The following is an 18,737-nucleotide window of genomic DNA, read 5'->3' on the forward strand; positions in this document are numbered from 1 at the left end:
TTGTGCCACCTGCCGGAATTGGAGGAGTTTCCCTTTCAATTAGATCCACTTCTTCTGATCCGATGCCGCCGATTTCTTTCCGCAACCCAAGCCACCGCACCCGCGCGATCCTCGCCCTCGCCCTTCTCGTTTCCCCTGCCAAAGCCGAACGGAACGACAATTACGTGATCCACACGAAGTATTCCAATACGGTCGATGGTTACTTCACCACGCCCGACCAACAGAAGGCGCGCGCTTACTTCGAGAATAAGAAGATTATCGATGCCGACGACAATGCCACCATTCCGATCTCCACCCAGGTTGGTTTTGCTGCTTCAACGCAGAATGCGGACGTCTACCTGCCGAACAGCTATTCCGAAGAGCGCCCAGTCGGCATCTACATTCACATCAGCGCGGGAAATTCGGCGTCACTGCCCTCAAATTTCGATGCGGTGCTGGAAGAAAACTACCTGATCGGAGGATCTCCTGACAATGCGGGGAATAGCCAACATGATATGTGGCGGGTCGCCCGCGCTCTGGATCTGGTGAGTTCGCTCAAAGCAAGATACCAGGTCGACGATTCCCGGGTCTACATCGGCGGCCTATCCGGTGGCGCATTGATCTCGATTCTTTCGGGAATGCTCTATCCGGATGTCTTCACGGGCGTCATCCCCACGGAGCACAGCATGTCCTCATCCTACTGGCAGAAAATCTTTACCCGGGACGAGATGAGCGTGATGGCAGCTCGGGGTCAGCGCTGGTGTCACATTATCGGCAGCGAGTCGTACGCCTACTACGCCCTCCTCGCCTGGGCCGGACAATGGCGTTACCACTATGGTGGTAGTAGTCTTCCTTTCTTCGACGGCTATACGCATGTGGTCGAAGGCATGACTCACACAAATGCGCCCCCTGCGGAGTTTGAAACCTGTCTCCGATGGGTGGACGGCAGGGCGATGAGGTCGCGTGCCGTAACGTTTGGCGAGTGGTCGGACTTCGCTTTTCGCCCGGATGATCCTGCCAGTCTTCGTGGAGCAAGCGATGATTTCGATGGCGACCAGCGGAATAATCTGAGGGAGTTTCTCACTGATACCGATCCCTGCGCGCCCGACGCGGGCCCGGCGGTGCCGCTCATCCGCGCATCGGGGCGTCATGCCCTCCTACACTATCGAAGAAATGCCCTGGACGGAAAGATCGCCGTCGAAACGTCTTCGGACCTAACTGACTGGGACACCACGGGGAATGGGGTCGATGTGATCGGCACGACTCATGATCCGGCTAGCCCGATGGCTACCGTCGAAGTGGCTGCGACTGAAAAGTCGGCGATGCGACAGTTCTATCGAGCGACGCCTCACGCGGTTTCCCTCGTCAATCTGGCGAGCCTTCCCGGTGTAAGTGCGAGTCAGTCCACCAACTACAGCTCCTCCTATCTCGCGGCGTTGGCGATCGACGGCGATCCGGATGGAGCGAGCTTCAGCCACACGGACTCATCGACTCCAGGGAATTGGTGGGAGGCGAATTTGAGCACTGAGCGCGAAGTTGGCCGAGTGGTGATTTACAACCGCGACCGATATTTCAAGCGACTGTCGAATTTCCGTATCGAGATCAAAAACTCGGCGGGCGAGATCGTTGCGCAGCAGGACTACTTCCGTAGCTCCGGCTATTGTGGGAAACGAACCGTGTGGAATCTTCCTCAGAGCGTTGATGGGCAATTCATTCGCATCACGCTACTGGGGGCGAACCGAAACAACGACAACGTGCTTTGTTTGCCAGAAGTTCAGATCATCGGCCCGCAACCTCAGGGATAGCCGCCTTAAACGATCCGTGATTTTCCTACGACGTTTCCAGTAGTTGTTGGCCAAAAAAACCGGTCGCCCGGAAGATACTTCTGCTCAGACTCGTCGCACCCTCTCCCAATCCTCTGCCTCCAGGCAGCACGGGTCCGCCGCGACCCAATGTCGCGGTTCGATTTCCACCAAGGACAGATCCATTCCTTCGGTTTCTGCGTAACGCGGATGATTGATCCGCTTTCCAAAGGCGCTTCCCTTCGGGGGATCGATCGGTGAAGGAACGTCGCCTTCCAGAAGAACCCGCTCAATCTTCCTCGATGGATCCGGGTGGGGAATCGCGGAAATCAGTGCCTTGGTGTAGGCGTGTTTCGGTCGCTGATAGATCGCTTCGGCATCGGCGAGCTCGACGATCTTCCCGAGATACATCACCGCCACGCGATCCGAGATATGCTTCACCACGGCAAGGTCATGGGCGACGAAAAGATAGGAAAGGCCCATGTCTTTCTGAAGATCAAGAAGCAGATTCATCACCTGCGATTGCACCGACACATCGAGCGCCGATACCGGTTCATCCGCAATGATCAGCTTTGGCTCCAGAGCGATCGCTCGCGCAATGCCGACGCGCTGACGCTGGCCACCTGAGAATTCGAAGGGATAGCGTTCCGCACTTGCCGCCGGCAGACCGACGCGATCCAGCAACTCCGCCACCTTCTTCTTCCGCTCGGCGCGGTTTCCCCGGCCGTGCACGATGAGGGGTTCTTCGAGAATCTCGCTGATGCTGTGGCGTGCATTCAGCGATTCCACCGGGTCCTGGAAAATCATCTGCAAGTCCTGCCGCAAGGGCCGAATCGATCTTCTCGATGCCTGGGTGATGTCGCGACCTTCGAAAACAATCGAGCCAGCATTCGAATCGGCCAGCCGGACAATCGCCTTTCCAAGCGTCGACTTTCCACAACCCGACTCCCCCACCAAGCCCAGGGTCTCACCCACTCCGATGTCAAGTGACACACCGTCGACGGCCTTCACCGTCTTGGTCTGACGCATCAGCAATCCACCCTTCACCGGGAAATGGACCTTCAGGTCTCTAACTGATAGCAGTTCACTCATTTCCCACCTCCTCACTGTGATAGCACTTCGGACAAACTTCGACCCAGTGGCCTTCGGACACCTCGAAAAACCCCGGGCGCTCCCTCAATGTGGATCCTTTCCGATCCATCCGCTGGCAGAACCGGCAGCCCGGCACGAGATCGACGAGCGAGGCCACCATTCCCGGAATCGTCGGCAGCACCGATTTGGTCGGCGTTTCGAGGCGCGGAATCGATGCCAGCAATCCCCGAGTATAGGCATGCAATGGGTTGGCAAATAGCTCCTTCACCGGTGCCCGTTCGACAATCCTGCCGGCATACATGACTGCCACGTCGTCGCAATTCTCCGCGATCACGCCGAGGTCGTGCGTGATCATGATCACCGCCATGCCCATCTCCGCCTGGAGCTTTTTGAGGAGATCCAAAATCTGCGCCTGCACCGTGACATCGAGTGCCGTCGTTGGTTCATCGGCGATCACCAGATCCGGCCGGCACGCCAGCGCCATCGCGATCACCACCCGCTGGCGCATCCCTCCGGACAGCTGGTGGGGGTAGTCTCCCATCCGCACTTCAGGCGACGGGATCTTCACCAGGCGAAGCATCTCCACCGACTGCTCCCACGCCTTCTTCTTACTGATTCGTTGGTGCAGGAAAAAGCATTCCATTAGTTGCTTCCCGATCCGATGGACCGGGTTGAGCGCCGTCATCGGCTCCTGGAAAATCACGCCGATCTCATTGCCTCGAATCTTCCTCATTCGCTTCGCCGAAGCCTGAGTCAGATCTTCACCTTTGAACTTCACCGAGCCTTGTAGGATTTGCCCGGCCGGTTGTGGCAGCAGGCGAATCATCGACATCGCCGTGACGCTTTTCCCGCATCCGGACTCGCCGACAATCCCCAGTGTTCGGCCCTTCCTGACCGAGAAGCCGACATGATCCACCGCGCGGACCAATCCGCGATCGGTTTCAAATGCGGTAATCAGATCTTCCACTACCAAAAGTTCCTCGCCCATGATCACTCTCCGCCCTCCGGTTCGAGTTTTTCCAACAATTCGGGCCCGACTTGTTCGGCAGGCTCCAGAGCATTCTCGCTTTCCACAGCATCCGGAGCATCGCTCTCCGACGCTCCCTCATCGTCGTTGCCCGTGCGGAACTGATCGAAAACCCGGTTCACTTCAGGGAAACTTTCCCCGCGGCGCTTGGCCTCAAGGGTTTCCTCCTTGGCATCCAGATCAATCCAGAGCACGTGACTCATATCGGGCAGATCTCCCATCTGCACATTGAAATCATCCGGCCAGCGGACCCAGCGCCAGTATCCGACACGGTAGTAGGATCGCTTGTAAGCCGGCACCCAAACCGCCTCTTCGTGGAAGATCCTTTCAAGTTGGCGGCTCGTTTCGATCACCACGTCCATGCTCGTGGCATTCCGGTTCTTCTCAAGAATCGGATCCACTTCAGGGTCGGCGTAGACTGAAATATTGTTGGTCATCGTCCGCAGCGTCTTCCCGTCATCCTCGTAGGCCTCCTTTGAGTGGAACTGCTGATAGAAATCCGGAATCATTGGCTGACCCACGCCCCATCCCATGAAGGAAATCTCATGCTTTTTCTGCAGCACCAGCTGGAATGATGCCGAAGAATCCATTCCATTGAGACGGAATTCCACTCCCGCTCTCTTTGCCTCTTCGGTAAGCCTCAGCACCATCGACTCCAGAGCAGCGATCTTGGGATAACTCAGCTCGAAGCTCAGTCGCTCTCCCTCCGAATTGCGAAGAATCCCATCCTTGCCAGCGGTGTCATACCCCGCCTTTGCAAAGAACTCGCGAGCCTTCACGACCGAGTAGGATCTCGTTTTCAGGGAAGTGTCGGAGATTCCCGCAAACCCGTCGTTGAGCAATGACAGACGCTCGGCGTCTCCGCGCAAATCGAGATCGATGACCTTCTCCCAGTTGGTCGCGTGCTGCAGGCCGATCCGCACGTTTAGGTCATCGAGCGGCTCGATGGACATGTTGAAGTAGAGTCCGCGCGAGGTCCTCGGATAGACGTTGTAGAATGTTGCACGCTCGATGTAGCCCTTGAATACCGAGTCGACCTCGCTCTCTTCATACCACTTCTTGGGATCACCCAGCAGTTCGAAATCCAGATCGCCCTGGAGGAATACCTGGAAGGCCTTCTCCGGGTCACGGATCAGACGATATTCGATCCGATCCGGATTGAAACGGTTCTTATAGTACTTCAGGTCGCGCGCCCACCAGTCAGAATCACGGGTCAGGGTAATCGAGCGGCCTTTCTGAACATCCTCCGGTTTGATCTCATAGGCACCGGTCGTCGGTCGCGTCCTCCAGTTGTAGCGTGCCTCGAAGTCCGGACCAAACTCCCGATAGAAATCCACCTGCGAGGGATTGAGGCTGGCAAAGAACGGCGCGATTGGCTTGGGAAAGGCATTTCTGATGCAAACGTAGTCCGGACCGTAGCTCGAGATTCCCCAATACTGCTCGCCGTAGTAATTCCGGTAGAAGGTCGGAGTCAGATAGGGGGACAGATAGATGTAGATGCTCATCAGGAAGTCCTCCGACGTGACATCCTTCCCATCGGACCAGCGGGCCCGCTCATCGATGTGAAAGTAGACCGACTGACCGTCCTCACCGACAGCCCAACGGTCGGCCAGGGCCGGGATGACGTTGCGGGTATTCGGATGAATCGAGATCAGGCCCATCTCGTTGTCGTCCCAGTGTGCGGAGCGGAACGAATTGTTCGACTCGCTGCCCACCGACCGGATTGAGCGAGGGTAAGCGGTGAAATAGGTATGAAGCGTTCCTCCTTTTTTTGCTTCAGGCGATCCCAGATCGGGATCCTCGAGGTTGGTGGTCCATTCGAGATCCGCGGGCAGCTCCGACTCATCAAGCCGCTCAAAAAATGCCGGCCGTTCGAGCCGTCGATCAAGTCGTTCCCTCTCCTTTTCCAGCTCCTCTCGCTTGGCATCGGTGAGCTCACCGGCAAGCGTCTCTTCAAGTTCGCCTTTCCGCTGCTCCAATTTCTTGAGGACTTCCGCATTGAAGCGTTCCTCGAATTTCAGACGCTCTTCCGTGCAATCGTAGGGGGCCCACTCACGACTGTCCTTGCAGTGAGTCAGCAGGACCACCGCCAGCATCGCAATCAGGGCGTGGATCGGAAATCTCATTGGTAAGTGGTAAAGGTTCGTGGATCGAAGGCTTCACGAATCGCCTCGCCGACAAAGGTCACCAGCAGGAGCACCAGAACGAGCATCGCAAAGACCGAACTAACGATCCACGGTGAGCTGAGATTGCTGACACCATCACTCAACAGTCGGCCCCAGCTCGGATAACGATCGGGCAAACCGAAACCAAGGAAGTCGAGCGCCGTCAGTGATGTGATCACCGATGAGACACTGAAGGGAATCAGCGTCACGATCGTCGCGACCACGTTCGGCAGGATATGGCGGAAGATCACCCGATGGGTCGGAGCCCCGATGACTCGGGCTGCATTGACGTAATCCCTCGCCTTTTCCTTGAAAGTAGCCGTTCGCAGATAGGTAGCGATGCCGATCCATGAGAAGATGCAGAAGACCAGCAGGATCGTTCCCAGGGTGACCCTGTCCCTGCCGAGATTCGCGATGATGATCATGATGACCAAAAGCGACGGCACGTTGCTCATGATTTCCATGACCCGCTGCATCACGAGATCGAAGACACCACCGAAGTAACCCATCAGGGCTCCCATGGTAATTCCGAAAAAGTAGGTCAGGATGATGTAGAGGATCGAGGCCTTGAAAAGCACCTGCATGCCACCGTACAACTGAGCGAGGATATCCCAGCCCCGGGAGTCCGTCCCCAGGAAATGTCCGGACTTCAAATCAGGAGGAAGGGGAGCATAGATCACTTGGGCCCATCTTCCCTGAACGATCTCAGGGTCACCCTTCAGCGAGGTGCTCGTGCGTGTTCCCCCGGCCCATTCTTCGCGACCCGCCAGCTCGCCGGCCTCATCATAGACCTGGGCAGGGCCCGCGAGCAGACCATTTCGGATTCGGCCACTCCTCACCTTTAGATCCCGGTTCTTCTCCTGAAAGGCCACCGCGAAGCCGTTGAATGGTTTGTTCCCGGAGGCTTCGTGAATCACTCCGTTGATCAGGACCAGGTCCTTGGTCACCTTTTCATCGGAATCGAACGACTGATCCCACGGCACAGGAGGCATGACGATCAGGGAATCGGGGTAGTCCGTCTTGAACCGTTTCTTCAGTTCTCTGAAATCCACTTCTTCGGCACTTTCCCCACCGTACTCGTTTTCGAGATGGATCCTTTTCTCAAATGCGGGAAAGCTCCACTTCCCATCGTGCCGCACCACCAGCGCCTGCTTGCCAACCAATGCCTGATCGAGCAACGCAATGACGATCAGCACGATCAGCAACTTCAGCGAACTGTAGCCACGACCGATCGACTTGAATCGAGACATCTTCCGGATCGTCAGGGGATTCCAGTGAAAGCCCTTTCCCCGGACGATCAGAATCACCCCCGCCAGAGTCATCACGGCGCAGAGAACGTGGCCAATCACATCCCCCTGATGCTCACGAAGCCACGGCCAGTTCACCTCACCAAACCAGTACGACTTCACCTCTGCATCGAGGATCTGCTCTGGAGTGGCAATGAACGAATAGAGCCAGCGAAGACTCGGCAAGGCGTAGCCAAAATGGTTGCTCACCATCGCCAGCACGGCAGCGACAATCAGCAGGACACCCAATTTTCTCGGAAAGTTCATCCTATTTGTAACTCACTCGGGGATCCACCAGTGCGACGCACAGGTCCGACAAAACATTTCCCACCAGCATCAGCGCCGACGACACGAAAAGAACACCCATGATCAGCGGTTCATCACGTTCAAGAAGGGCATTGAACTGAAGCAACCCGAATCCATTGATGTCGAAAACCCGCTCAATCAGAATGCTCCCTCCGACGAGCAGCGTGATGTTGCTGCCAAAGGTGGTGGCGATGGGAATGATCGAGTTCCGGAAAGCATGCTTGAAAACAGCCGATCGAAAAGGAGCCCCCTTCGCCGTCGCGGTACGAACATAGTCTGAAGCCAAATGCTCCATCAGGTTGTTCTTCATCATCAGCGTCATGAAAGCGAAGCTTCCGATCACGTAGCAGACCAAGGGCATGAACCCATACTCGAAGGCGTCCTTGATCTTCCCTGCCGGTCCCAGTTCGTGGAACTGATCACCGGGAAACCCACCAAGAGGAAACCATCCAAGCTTCGCCCCCAGATAAACCACCAATAGCGAACCAAGTGCATAGCCGGGGATCGCGTATCCGGCAAAGACCACCACCGAAGTGAAATTATCCAGCCAGCTCCGGTGCTTGATCGCCTTCACCACACCCAGCGGCAGACAAATCGCGTAGATCAGCACCATGCTGATCCCACCGAAGAAAAGCGACACCGGCATCCGATCCACGATCATCTGGCCCACGGGGTCCTGGTATTTTTCGGAGTAACCAAGACTTCCCTGAAGCAATCCATCCCGGCCCGGACGATAAAGAATCGCTCTCCACGCCAGATCCTTCGGCACTGGGACACCCTGCATCCAGTTCGCCCAGCTCTCGGCTTGATCTTCCGGCGACCTCAAACGCGCTTCCCAGGGGCCAATGATTTCGGGAGCCTCGAGATTGGCACCTTCCGCATCCAGCAGCTGTTTCGACAACCCGCCATCCGCATCCTTGGTGACTCTAACCGAATAAACCGTACCCGGCATCGGGATCACCACCTCGTTCTCTCCTTTGGAAAACTCCGCGCCCGCCTTTTCCAAATCCTTTTGGGTGAGTCCCAGCCAGTCACTGTAACCTCGTATCAGGCTTCGATCACGCTGATACTTCTCCTCGATCCCCATCACCTGCGCCACGCTCAATGATGCCCCATCCGATGCCCTCGCCCGGCGTGCCCCGCCTTCTCCTCCAAGCAACTGAGTCAGCTCCTGCTCCATCGGCCCACCCGGCGCCTTTCTCTGAATCGTGAATACAAGTAGCGTGATCCCAACGAGTGTTAGTGGGATCAGCAGTAAACGGCGGATGAAGTAAGCTTTCAATCAGGTGGAACAGCGGCGACCCGTGACTACTAGCAAGCCCTCGGAGCCTTGCAAGCTCCCTGCTGGCAAAAGCGAAATCCGTCGATAATTATCCATCTTCCGAAATTTTTTCCTGCAATTGGCTTCCGTGCACCGCTAATTCATCACCAGTGATTCGCCTGCTCCACCTGTCCCTCCTCATTTTGGCTTTTTCCGCCTGCCAAAAAGAGACCCTCGTCGAGAAAGCAAACCGCGACGGCATCTTCCTCTCGGGCAATGGTGCCGAGCCCAAATCCCTCGACCACCAAATGGTCACCGGCGTGCCCGAAAGCAAAATCATCGGCGCGCTCTTCGAAGGTCTCGTGGCCGATCACCCAAGCGACGATGCTGCGACACCACCCGGTGCGGCCGTTTCATGGACGCACAATGAAGACATGACCGAGTGGACCTTCAAGTTGCAGCCCGAAGGAAAGTGGTCCGATGGGGTTCCACTCACCGCGCACGACTTTGTCTTCTCCTACCACCGGATGCTCTCACCGGCACTCGCCGCGCCATACGTGGAGATGCTCTACTTCATCGATCAGGCTGCGGAATACAACCGCGAGGAAATCACCGACTTTGAAAAGGTCGGAGTGAAAGCCCTCGATGACCTCACCCTTTTTATCAAGCTCAAGGAGCCCGTCCCCTTTCTTCCTTCGCTCACCCGACACTACACCTGGTTCCCCGTGCCACGTCACACGATTCTCGAGTTCGGCGAGATGACCGACCGATTCACCGACTGGTCAGAGGCCGGAAACATCGTCGGCAACGGCCCGTTCCGACTCGCCAAGTGGCGCTTTCATGACCTCATCGAAGTCGAACGCAATCCCTACTACTGGGATGTCGACCAGGTCCAACTCAATGGCATCCGCTTCTACCCCATTGAAAACCCCTACACCGAAACCCGCGCCTACCGCGCCGGACAACTTCACACCACCTACACACTGCCCCCCGATCTGATCAAGGAAGTCAGGACCCACGAAAAGGAATCCCTCCGACAGGAGCCCTACGTCGGCACCACCTTCGTGCGCTTCAACACCACCCGCCCAGGGCTCGATGACCCACGAGTTAGACAAGCCTTCTCCCTCACGATCAACCGCGCCGACTACTGCAAATACATCACCGAAGGCTACCTGCCCACGACATCATTCACCCCCAAAATGGGCGACTATCTCGCTGATCCTGTTCTTGAATTCAATCCTGAGAAAGCCCGCAAATTGCTGGCGGACGCCGGTTACCCGCGAGGCAAGGATTTCCCCCGCTACTCGATCCTCATCAGCAAAGCGTCGGCGCGTGCCGGTGCCGAAGCCCTTCAGGCCATGTGGCGGAAGCATCTCGGCATTCTGATCGACATCGAGAACAAGGACTGGGGCTCCTACGTCACTGCCCAGCAAACACTCGACTTCGACATGGCGGCGGCCGGCTGGATCGGCGACTACCTTGACCCCACCACATTCCTGAACATGTGGACCCGGGGCAACGGCAACAACAACACCGGATGGTCGAATGAGAACTACGAAAAGCTCCTCAGCCAGGCCGCCCTCCAGGCAGACCCCGTCGATCGCTTCCGCCTGATGAAGGAAGCGGAAACCATCCTGCTCCAAGAGCAACCGATCGCCCCGATCTCCTGGTTCGCCCGCAACTACCTTCTCCGCCCAGAAGTCGAAGGCTGGCACCCTCTGTTGTTAGACAATCATCCCTGGAAGGCCATCAGCCTCGAAGCCAACTAGCCATGCTCCGCTACCTCATCAATCGTCTGATTCAAGGAGGCATCGTCATGATCGTCCTCTTCACCCTGACCTTCTTCCTGGTCAAGTCGCTGCCCGGCAGTCCCTTCAAAACCGAAAAGGCGATCCCCGAGCACATCCAGGCCAGGATGAATGCCTACTACGGACTCGATCAACCACTTCCCGTCCAGTTCGCCAAGCGAGCCTCTAACATCCTCAAGGGCGACTTCGGATCAAGCCTCCGCCTCGAAGGCCGCGAAGTCACCGAGATTATTTCACAAGCCTTCCCCGTCTCGTTCCAACTCGGAATTGTCGCCATCACCCTGGCCATCGGCATCGGCATCCCCCTCGGCGTCATCGCCGCGTGGAAAAAGAACAGCCTGCTCGATTACTCGTCGATGGCACTCGCCATGATCGGCATCTGCCTTCCATCCTTCGTCATCGGCCCCGTGCTGGCGAACCGCTTCGGGCAGGAGTGGCAAATCCTCCCTGCCATGGGTTGGGCGACTCTGAACCCACTCTACTGGATTCTTCCAGCCATCACTCTCGGACTTGCCAGCGCCGCCTATCTCTCCCGTCTCACCCGAGCGGGCATGCTCGACACCCTGAGCCAGGACTTCGTCCGCACCGCCCGGGCCAAAGGCGTCAGCCAGAAAAACATCCTCATCCGTCACTGCCTGCGCGGTGGCCTCTCCCCCGCCGTCGCCTACATCGGGCCCGCCTTCGCCGGCATCATTTCAGGCTCACTGGTCATCGAGAGCGTGTTCGCCCTGCCAGGTCTCGGAACCCACTTCATCAAGGCCATTGAGACCGGCGATGAACCGGTTCTAACAGGAATCGTGCTGCTTTTCGGCGTACTCATCATTCTCGCCAACTTCGCCACCGACATCCTCGCTTACTGGCTCAATCCCCGTCTCCGTTCATGAGCGCCACTACTGTCAACGCACCCGTCCCCGTCGAGAAGGGAGCTTCACTCTGGAGGGATGCCGCCTATCGTCTTGCCAAGAATCGTGCCGCCACCATCTCGCTGGTGGTCCTGACGATTATCTTCATCGCCTGCCTGGTCCTCCCCTTCTTTCCCAGCCTCATCCCGGATCCCAACCTCCAGGAACTTGCCGGAAAGAACACTCCACCCTCCGCAGAACACATCTTCGGCACCGATCACCTCGGACGCGATATTTTCTCACGCGTTCTTTACGGAGGGCGCATCACCATTGCCGTCGGACTCATCACCACCAGCGTTTCCGTCACCCTCGGAGTCCTCTGGGGGGCCATCGCAGGCTACGTCCGAGGCTACGTCGATGACTTCATGATGCGCATCGTCGACATCCTTTACGCCCTGCCCTTCCTCGTCATCGTCATCCTTCTCGGAAAAACCATCGAGCCCTGGACCACCACCCTGACCAACGACACCGTCCGATTGATCGTGGGGGAAGGTGCCAGCGTCATGGATGAGAACGCCACCCGCACCTGGGTCGAGCCCATCACCACCCTCGTCCCGCTCTTCATTGCCATCGGCGCCCTCTCCTGGCTGACCGTTTCGCGCATCGTTCGCTCTCAGGTTCGCAATGTCGCCAGTCAGGATTTCGTCGAAGCTTCCCGCTCGCTCGGGCTCGGACACTTCACGATTCTGTTCAAGCACATCCTGCCGAACTCACTTGGGCCGATCATTGTTTACACAACGCTCACCATTCCGAGCATCATGCTTTTCGAAGCCACCCTTTCCTTCCTCGGTCTCGGAGTAAAACCACCTAACAGCTCGTGGGGCATCCTCATCAGCGAAGGTGCCGATCGCATGAGCGCCAATTTCTGGCTGCTCTTCTTTCCTTCACTGTTCTTCGCCACCACGCTCTTCGCCCTCAATTTCCTGGGCGATGGCCTGCGCGATGCGCTCGACCCGAAGTCATCAAAAGACTAGGCTCAACCCATGTCGCGCATTCAGGACCTTCCCGAAGATGATAAGCCACGCGAAAAGATGGCTCGTCTCGGGGCCTCCGCCCTGGATAACGCCGAACTCCTCGCGCTTTTCATCGGCTCCGGAACCGCCGAGAAAAACGCCATCGAGATCGGTCGCGAGATTCTCCAGCACTTCGGCTCGTTGAATGCCCTCGGCGCCGCCGGACTCGATGAGCTTCTAACATCACCCGGCATCGGTCCCGCGCGCGCCTCCAAGCTCGCCGCCGCCTTCGAACTCGGTGCCCGGCTCGCCCGCGAGCAGGTCGCCCAAACCCCGCTCGATAGCCCGGAAAGGATCCATGAGGCCTTCGCGCCCCAGCTCGCCTGGCTTGGTCATGAAAAGCTGCTCATTGCCATGGTCGACAGCCGTTTGCGCCACACCGGCACCATCCAGATCAGCTCCGGGACGCTGAATGAAACCAGCGCCCATCCGCGCGAAGTCCTGCGGCCCGTGATGCTTCGCAATGCCTACGGATTCGCCCTGATTCACAACCATCCCTCCGGCGATCCCAGCCCGAGCAGCGCCGACCGCGAATTCACCAAGCGTCTAATCAAGGCATCCGAAATCCTGCAGCTCCGTTTCGTCGACCACGTCATCATCGGCCGGCAGGATGGCGGCCGGTCTCCCTACTTTTCGTTTCGCGAAGCAGGGCTGTTTTAGCGGAGCTCCTCCTTGCTCGGCGGGTCCGATGGGCGAGCCACGGATCTGGCCCGAGAGGGCGCATCTGGATCTGCGGTCATTAGATCATGCTGCGGCAAAACAGCTGCTGGTCCATCTCCAAAGCTGGTGCGTCCTCGCGACTGACACCCACCACCTGCGCCGGCACCCCGGCAACCGTGGTATGAGGTTCCACATCCGCAAGCACCACGCTGCCCGCACCAATCTTTGCTCCTTCACCCAGTTCCACGCGGCCCAAAACCTTGGCACCAGCGCCTAACAACACGCCGGAGCGCACGATTGGATGTCGATCGCCGGTGATTTTCCCGGTTCCTCCGAGCGTCACCTCATGAAGAATCGAGACATTGTCCTCGATGATCGCCGTTTCTCCGACCACGAAACTGGTGGCATGGTCCAGCAGGATTCCGCAGCCAATCCGGGCCGCCGGATGAATATCCACCGCGAAGACCTCGCTCGCCAGACTTTGGAAATACAGTGCGAGATCACGCCGTCCCTGTCCCCACAAGTGGTGGGATACCCGGTAGGTCGATATCGCCATAAACCCCTTGAAGAACAGCAGCGGTTGCAGCGGAGAATCGCAGGCAGCATCACGTTCGACGATCGCACAAATATCCCGCGCCGCACTCTCCACCAACTCCTCATCACTCTCAAAAATCCCTCGCAGCAGTGGCGTGAGCTCCTCACGAGTCATGTCCTCGCGCGTCAGCTTCCGTGCCAATCGGGTGGCAAGCGCAGCCCCCAGCGAGTTCTGACTCAGGATCACATCGTCCAACAGCACACGCAATCCGTGCTCGTCTTCGACAATCTCTCCGGCCCGCTCACGGATCTGCTTCCATAGCGCGGGCACGTCGACCGGGCGTGACTGACAAATGCGGACATCCTTCGCACTTCCCGGCCTCTCTTCTGTGTGTTGCTCTGACTCCATGCGGATCTCCCAAAAACTCGACTATGCCTGCCGCGCCATGGCCCAGTTGGCCAAGCGTTATGACGGGCGAACCATTACACGGCTTGAGGAGCTCGCGCAACGCGAAGCTGTATCCGCAAACTTTTTGGTCCAGATTCTCAATGATCTTCGCCGAGCCGGCGTCATCGAAAGCCGCCGTGGCAAGGCTGGCGGCTACCTTCTCGCCCGCTCCCCCGAAACCATCAACCTCAGGGAAATCGTCGACGCCGTCGAGCCCTCGCTGCTCAGCATCACCACCCACACCGAGGGAGAAAGCGGCAATGCCGTCCGCCAGATCTGGAAAGCCGTATCCGAACGCACCCAGGCCCAGCTCGAATCCATCGACCTCAAACAACTCACCGAACGGGGCAACGAACCGATGTATTACATCTGAAGCGCGAAATCGCGGACTCCGTCGAATCGATCACTCCATCAGAAGTTCCTCGTCCAGAACTCCAACTCGTTGCGAACGTCCATCCCGCCTGAATCAATCTGCTTCCAATTCAGGGAGGCGCGCCACTCCGGTCTCTTCTCATACCCCCGTTTTGTCCAGAAACGCTCATGGGACCGATAGCCATGCGGCTTCAGGGGGTGGTCCTGCGGTCTAACAACCGAGCAAAACGCCACGCTTGGAAAAGCCAGTTCACGGGCGTGGGCTTCACGTTCGTCAAAGAACCGATGTCCAATCCCCTGGCCACGGAACCTGCCGCTCAGCACGGATTCCCCCAAGTAAAACCAGTTTTCCAGACGCTCAGTATTTTGGAGAAATGGCTGCTGAAACGCCTCATCTGCCTCGCCCATAGGCATCCCCGTCGAAGCCCCGATCACCACTCCATCCACACGCGCCAAAACCAGCACCGCGCCGCTCGACTCCGCATAGCCCTCCAGATACTCCCGCTCGGCTTCCTTAGTTCCGTCATAGAGATACGGATACTCCCGGAATACTTCGATTCTCAATCGAGCCACCTCATCGAGCGCATCCATCAACGCTTCACCGCTGACTCGTAGAACCTCGACACTCATCGCATGCTCCTTTTTCAGAATTTCTGATCGCCCTCACCTTTTGGCGAAATCCGAGGTCGGGGTACGTTGGTTGGTTTTCCACGAGGCGGGACGGGAGGTTTGATGATCTGATACTTTACCGAAGTCGTATCGAGTCCTTCAACCACGACGGAACGATCGCCGGCCACGATGACGACCACCACCGCGAAATAGGCCAGTATTCCCCCAAAATACCATCTCGGCCGACCCGCCGCCGGCAGGCACCCAGCCAAGCGGACCCAGAACTTTTGAAAAACCTTCTTCATCATCGCGAATCGTCACTCCCGAAAGTCCTGCAAATGGGTCTGCAGCTGCTGGTGAGCGTAATGAAGACGGGACCGAACGGTTCCCTCCGACACCTTGAGAACCTTTGCGATTTCGGAATGAGGGAGGCCTTGGAGATCAAATAGCGTCACCACAGCCCGGTGGGGTTCAGACAGGTGCTGCATCGCTTCGCCCAACTTGATCTGGAGCTCGTGGAGGTTGCTCTGTCGCTCCGGGTTGGCCTGATAGTCCATGTCGACCAAGGCCGGATCGGTTTGCAGCGCGGAGTCGAATCCATTCAGACTCAGGCCACTCCGTCGCTTTCGCTTCTTCAGGAAATTCAACGTCATGTTCACCGCGATCTGATAGATCCAGGTGTAAAATGACGACTGACCGCGAAACTTCGGCAAGGACTGGTAGGTCCGTGCGAACACGTCCTGAAGGAGGTCGTGCGTGTCCTCCTTATTTGAGGTCATGTTGTAAATCAGCCCGTAAAGCTTGTCGCCATACTTTAGAATCAGAGCGTCGAACGCCTGCGTATCGCCCTCGCGGGCACGCGCAACGAGTTCGCCGTCCGGTTCCGACTGTGGGGTGTCATCCGGCATGGATCAGGGGGTGGGGAGTGAACCTCAAAATCCTAGTCACCCATCCTTCACTGTAAAGAAAAGCCCGCTGGGATCAGACGGCCTTCAGGCGGGCATGCTGACGAAGCGTTGCTCTCCCTCACCCAATCCGGCTTCCTTCCCAGGCCCATCTTCAAATCCCGAAATTTACAGTTCCGCCCTCCCCTCCCCGCGACTAAAGATCCCCCATGCCTTCCGCCGAGAACCTTCGATCCGCCATCCGTGACGTTGCTGATTTCCCGAAACCGGGAATCGTTTTCAAGGACATCACCCCGATCCTTGCCAACGGCCCTCTCTTTCAGGACTCGATCAGCCTGCTTTGCGACACCGCCGGCGGCACCAAGATCGACAAAGTCGTCGGCATCGATGCCCGCGGCTTCATTTTCGCCGCTGCCGTGGCTGACCGTCTCGGCGCTGGCTTTGTTCCCGTGCGGAAGAAAGGCAAGCTTCCTTGGAATACCCGCGGTCTCTCCTACACCCTGGAATACGGCGAAAATGTTGTCGAAATCCACGAAGACGCGGTCAAACCCGGCGAAAAAGTCCTCCTGGTGGATGATCTGCTCGCTACCGGCGGCACCGCCGCCGCCTCCCTCCAGCTCCTCGGCGATCTCGAGGCCGACATCGTCGCCGTCTCGTTCCTCATCGAACTGGGATTCCTCAAAGGCCGTGAAAAACTCGGCAGCCACCGCATCGAATCCCTGATCCACTATGCCGACTGATCCATCGCACATGAGCCTGCCTCATCATGGCGGCGAATCATCTCATGCATTCCTGACAGCCGAGCTACTTGCCAGCGACGGAATCTGATTCAGACTCCCCTCCTCATTTCCCATTTAACTACTCTCTCCATGTCCTTCGAAAAATACTCCTCCGCCCTTCTCCGCTACCCCAAGTTCGGGTTCTCGCTCGACTCATCCTTGATGGATCTCGATGCCTCTTTCCTGGATTCGATGCAGCCCAAGATCGAAAAGGCTTTCGCCGACATGGCCGCACTTGAATCCGGGGCGATCGCCAATCCTGACGAAGGACGCATGGTCGGCCACTACTGGTTGAGAAATGCGGATCTCGCCCCGAACGACGAAATCCGCCGTCAGATCACCGAGCCCCTCAAGGCTCTCAAGGATTTCGCCGATAAGGTTCACACGGGCGCTGTTAGCCCGCCCGCCGGTGGCATCTTCGAACGCATCCTCCTCATTGGCATCGGCGGCTCAGCCCTCGGACCTCAGCTTGTCGATCAGGCGATCGGTCAAGGTGCCCGCCTTCCGATCGTCTTCTTTGACAACACGGATCCCGAAGGAATGGATCACACCCTTGCCAAAATCGGAGCCAAGGGGCTTACGAAGACCCTCGTTCTCGTGATTTCAAAGTCTGGCGGCACGCCTGAAACCCGCAACGGCATGATCGAAGCCAAGGCCGCCTACGATGCCGCCGGCCTCGATTTCGGCAAGCATGCCGTCGCCATCACCGGCGAAGGCTCCAAGCTTTCCAACTTCGCGAAGGAGCACGGCTTCATCACCACATTCCCCATGGAAGACTGGGTCGGAGGCCGCACGTCGGTCATGTCGACAGTCGGACTCGTGCCTGCCGCGCTTCAAGGCATCGACATCGACGAATTCCTCGCCGGAGCCGCCGCCATGGATGCGGAAACACGCAAGACCGACGCCTCTAACAACGCCGCCATGCGCCTCGCCCTCAGCTGGTATTCCGCAGGAAACGGAAAAGGTGAAAAGGACATGGTCGTCCTCCCCTACAAGGACTCCTTGGTACTATTCTCCAAGTACTTGCAGCAGCTCGTCATGGAGTCTCTTGGCAAGGAGCTCGATCTCGACGGCAAGGTCGTCAACCAGGGCATCGCCGTCTACGGCAACAAGGGCTCAACCGACCAGCACGCCTATGTCCAGCAGCTCCGGGATGGTGTGCCGAACTTCTTCGCCACCTTCATCGAGGTCCGAAAGGGTCGCGATGGCGACACCATCGAAGTCGAGCCGGGCAACACCTCCGCCGATTACCTTCAGGGATTCCTTCGCGGAACCCGCAAAGCCCTCTACGAGTCCGGTCGCAAATCGCTCACGATTTCCATCCCGGAAGTCACGCCTTTCCAGCTTGGCGTCCTGATCGGACTCTTCGAGCGCGCCGTCTCCTTCTACGCATCGCTGGTAAACATCAACGCCTACCATCAGCCCGGTGTCGAAGCAGGCAAAGCAGCTGCCGGCGTTTTCCTCGACGTCCTCAGCCGGGTCCGCAGCCGCGTCACCGGTGATCCGAAGAATGCCGAGCAGATTGCTTACGAGGTCGATGGTGATGAAGAAGATGTCTACCACTGCCTGAACCACCTTCATGGCAATGGCGAAGTTCAGATTTCGCTCGGCAAGACCCCCAAAGAAGACACGTTCTCCCTCTAAAGAAGAGGCTGCCATCCCAGTCGCGTGGCAATTCCAGCAAGCGCTCCCAGATCGGCTCAAACTCGAGTCGCCTTCGAGCGCTCAGCCCCCGGCTGGATGGCAAATCCCGGCGCCTTGTTCCGCAACTTCCCTCTCGCTTCCGGGT

The 18,737-nt window shown here is 57.7% G+C and carries 17 protein-coding genes; 8 read left to right on the forward strand and 9 right to left on the reverse strand.

The features are described from left to right. Positions 1 to 62: 62 nt before the first annotated feature. Positions 63 to 1,784 carry a discoidin domain-containing protein gene (locus ACFQY0_RS07350; protein WP_379710870.1) on the forward strand — a complete coding sequence of 574 codons (1,722 nt, stop codon included), beginning with the start codon at positions 63 to 65 and terminating at the stop codon, positions 1,782 to 1,784. 84 nt (positions 1,785 to 1,868) lie between these two features. Here the strand turns inward: ACFQY0_RS07350 and ACFQY0_RS07355 are convergent, their stop codons facing one another. Genes ACFQY0_RS07355 through ACFQY0_RS07375 form a run of 5 tightly spaced genes read right to left on the reverse strand, consistent with a single transcriptional unit; the run spans position 1,869 to position 8,939 of the window. Beyond that, positions 1,869 to 2,873 carry an ABC transporter ATP-binding protein gene (locus tag ACFQY0_RS07355; protein WP_379710872.1) on the reverse strand — a complete coding sequence of 335 codons (1,005 nt, stop codon included), beginning with the start codon at positions 2,871 to 2,873 and terminating at the stop codon, positions 1,869 to 1,871. Next, on the reverse strand, positions 2,866 to 3,861 hold the full coding sequence (locus tag ACFQY0_RS07360; RefSeq protein WP_379710874.1) for an ABC transporter ATP-binding protein: 996 nt from the start codon (positions 3,859 to 3,861) through the stop codon (positions 2,866 to 2,868). Before ACFQY0_RS07360 ends, ACFQY0_RS07355 begins: the two co-directional genes overlap by 8 nt. A 2-nt stretch (positions 3,862 to 3,863) precedes the next feature. Continuing rightward, positions 3,864 to 6,026, reverse strand: a complete 2,163-nt coding sequence (locus tag ACFQY0_RS07365) for an extracellular solute-binding protein (protein WP_379710876.1) — start codon at positions 6,024 to 6,026, stop codon at positions 3,864 to 3,866. Continuing rightward, a complete protein-coding gene (locus ACFQY0_RS07370; protein ID WP_379710878.1) occupies positions 6,023 to 7,618 on the reverse strand; it encodes an ABC transporter permease subunit in 1,596 nt (531 codons plus the stop codon). The genes ACFQY0_RS07365 and ACFQY0_RS07370 overlap by 4 nt, the downstream gene beginning before the upstream one ends. Position 7,619: 1 nt before the next feature. Then, positions 7,620 to 8,939, reverse strand: coding sequence for an ABC transporter permease (locus ACFQY0_RS07375; RefSeq protein ID WP_379710880.1), 1,320 nt, complete (start codon positions 8,937 to 8,939; stop codon positions 7,620 to 7,622). A 149-nt stretch (positions 8,940 to 9,088) separates the two neighbouring features. Between ACFQY0_RS07375 and ACFQY0_RS07380 the strand changes: the two genes are divergently transcribed. From ACFQY0_RS07380 to radC, 4 genes are read left to right on the forward strand one after another with little or no spacing between them, the layout of a single operon-like run. Further along, positions 9,089 to 10,687 carry a peptide ABC transporter substrate-binding protein gene (locus ACFQY0_RS07380; RefSeq protein ID WP_379710882.1) on the forward strand — a complete coding sequence of 533 codons (1,599 nt, stop codon included), beginning with the start codon at positions 9,089 to 9,091 and terminating at the stop codon, positions 10,685 to 10,687. 2 nt (positions 10,688 to 10,689) lie between these two features. Then, positions 10,690 to 11,610 (forward strand): ABC transporter permease, encoded by a 921-nt coding sequence (locus tag ACFQY0_RS07385; RefSeq protein ID WP_379710884.1) that lies wholly within the window; start codon positions 10,690 to 10,692, stop codon positions 11,608 to 11,610. Further along, positions 11,607 to 12,602: an ABC transporter permease gene (locus ACFQY0_RS07390; protein ID WP_379710886.1), complete on the forward strand. Its 996-nt coding sequence runs from the start codon at positions 11,607 to 11,609 to the stop codon at positions 12,600 to 12,602. The genes ACFQY0_RS07385 and ACFQY0_RS07390 overlap by 4 nt, the downstream gene beginning before the upstream one ends. A gap of 9 nt (positions 12,603 to 12,611) precedes the next feature. After that, complete coding sequence (gene radC, locus ACFQY0_RS07395; protein WP_379710888.1) at positions 12,612 to 13,301, forward strand: RadC family protein; 690 nt, start codon at positions 12,612 to 12,614, stop codon at positions 13,299 to 13,301. Between the two features lie 79 nt (positions 13,302 to 13,380). Here radC and cysE read toward each other — a convergent pair whose 3' ends face one another. Further along, on the reverse strand, positions 13,381 to 14,244 hold the full coding sequence (gene cysE / locus ACFQY0_RS07400) for a serine O-acetyltransferase (RefSeq protein WP_379710890.1): 864 nt from the start codon (positions 14,242 to 14,244) through the stop codon (positions 13,381 to 13,383). Here cysE and ACFQY0_RS07405 point away from each other — a divergent pair. Beyond that, positions 14,243 to 14,656: an RrF2 family transcriptional regulator gene (locus tag ACFQY0_RS07405; protein ID WP_379710892.1), complete on the forward strand. Its 414-nt coding sequence runs from the start codon at positions 14,243 to 14,245 to the stop codon at positions 14,654 to 14,656. The genes cysE and ACFQY0_RS07405 overlap by 2 nt on opposite strands. 38 nt (positions 14,657 to 14,694) lie before the next feature. Here the strand turns inward: ACFQY0_RS07405 and ACFQY0_RS07410 are convergent, their stop codons facing one another. Genes ACFQY0_RS07410 through ACFQY0_RS07420 form a run of 3 tightly spaced genes read right to left on the reverse strand, consistent with a single transcriptional unit; the run spans position 14,695 to position 16,172 of the window. Further along, positions 14,695 to 15,285 (reverse strand): GNAT family N-acetyltransferase, encoded by a 591-nt coding sequence (locus ACFQY0_RS07410; protein WP_379710894.1) that lies wholly within the window; start codon positions 15,283 to 15,285, stop codon positions 14,695 to 14,697. Between the two features lie 14 nt (positions 15,286 to 15,299). Next, complete coding sequence (locus tag ACFQY0_RS07415) at positions 15,300 to 15,569, reverse strand: hypothetical protein (RefSeq protein WP_379710896.1); 270 nt, start codon at positions 15,567 to 15,569, stop codon at positions 15,300 to 15,302. A gap of 12 nt (positions 15,570 to 15,581) precedes the next feature. Continuing rightward, entirely contained in the window at positions 15,582 to 16,172 is a 591-nt protein-coding gene (locus ACFQY0_RS07420) for an RNA polymerase sigma factor (protein ID WP_379710898.1), read from the reverse strand. 206 nt (positions 16,173 to 16,378) lie between these two features. Here ACFQY0_RS07420 and ACFQY0_RS07425 point away from each other — a divergent pair, with 206 nt between their 5' ends. Together ACFQY0_RS07425 and ACFQY0_RS07430 are read left to right on the forward strand one after the other, a co-directional pair. Further along, positions 16,379 to 16,909 (forward strand): adenine phosphoribosyltransferase, encoded by a 531-nt coding sequence (locus tag ACFQY0_RS07425; protein WP_379710900.1) that lies wholly within the window; start codon positions 16,379 to 16,381, stop codon positions 16,907 to 16,909. 129 nt (positions 16,910 to 17,038) lie between these two features. Then, the gene (locus ACFQY0_RS07430) at positions 17,039 to 18,592 is read left to right on the forward strand and encodes a glucose-6-phosphate isomerase (RefSeq protein ID WP_379710902.1); all 1,554 of its coding nucleotides are present in this window, start codon (positions 17,039 to 17,041) and stop codon (positions 18,590 to 18,592) included. Positions 18,593 to 18,737: the final 145 nt, after the last annotated feature.

This window comes from Haloferula chungangensis, from assembly GCF_042664875.1.
Lineage (GTDB): Bacteria > Verrucomicrobiota > Verrucomicrobiia > Verrucomicrobiales > Akkermansiaceae > Haloferula > Haloferula chungangensis.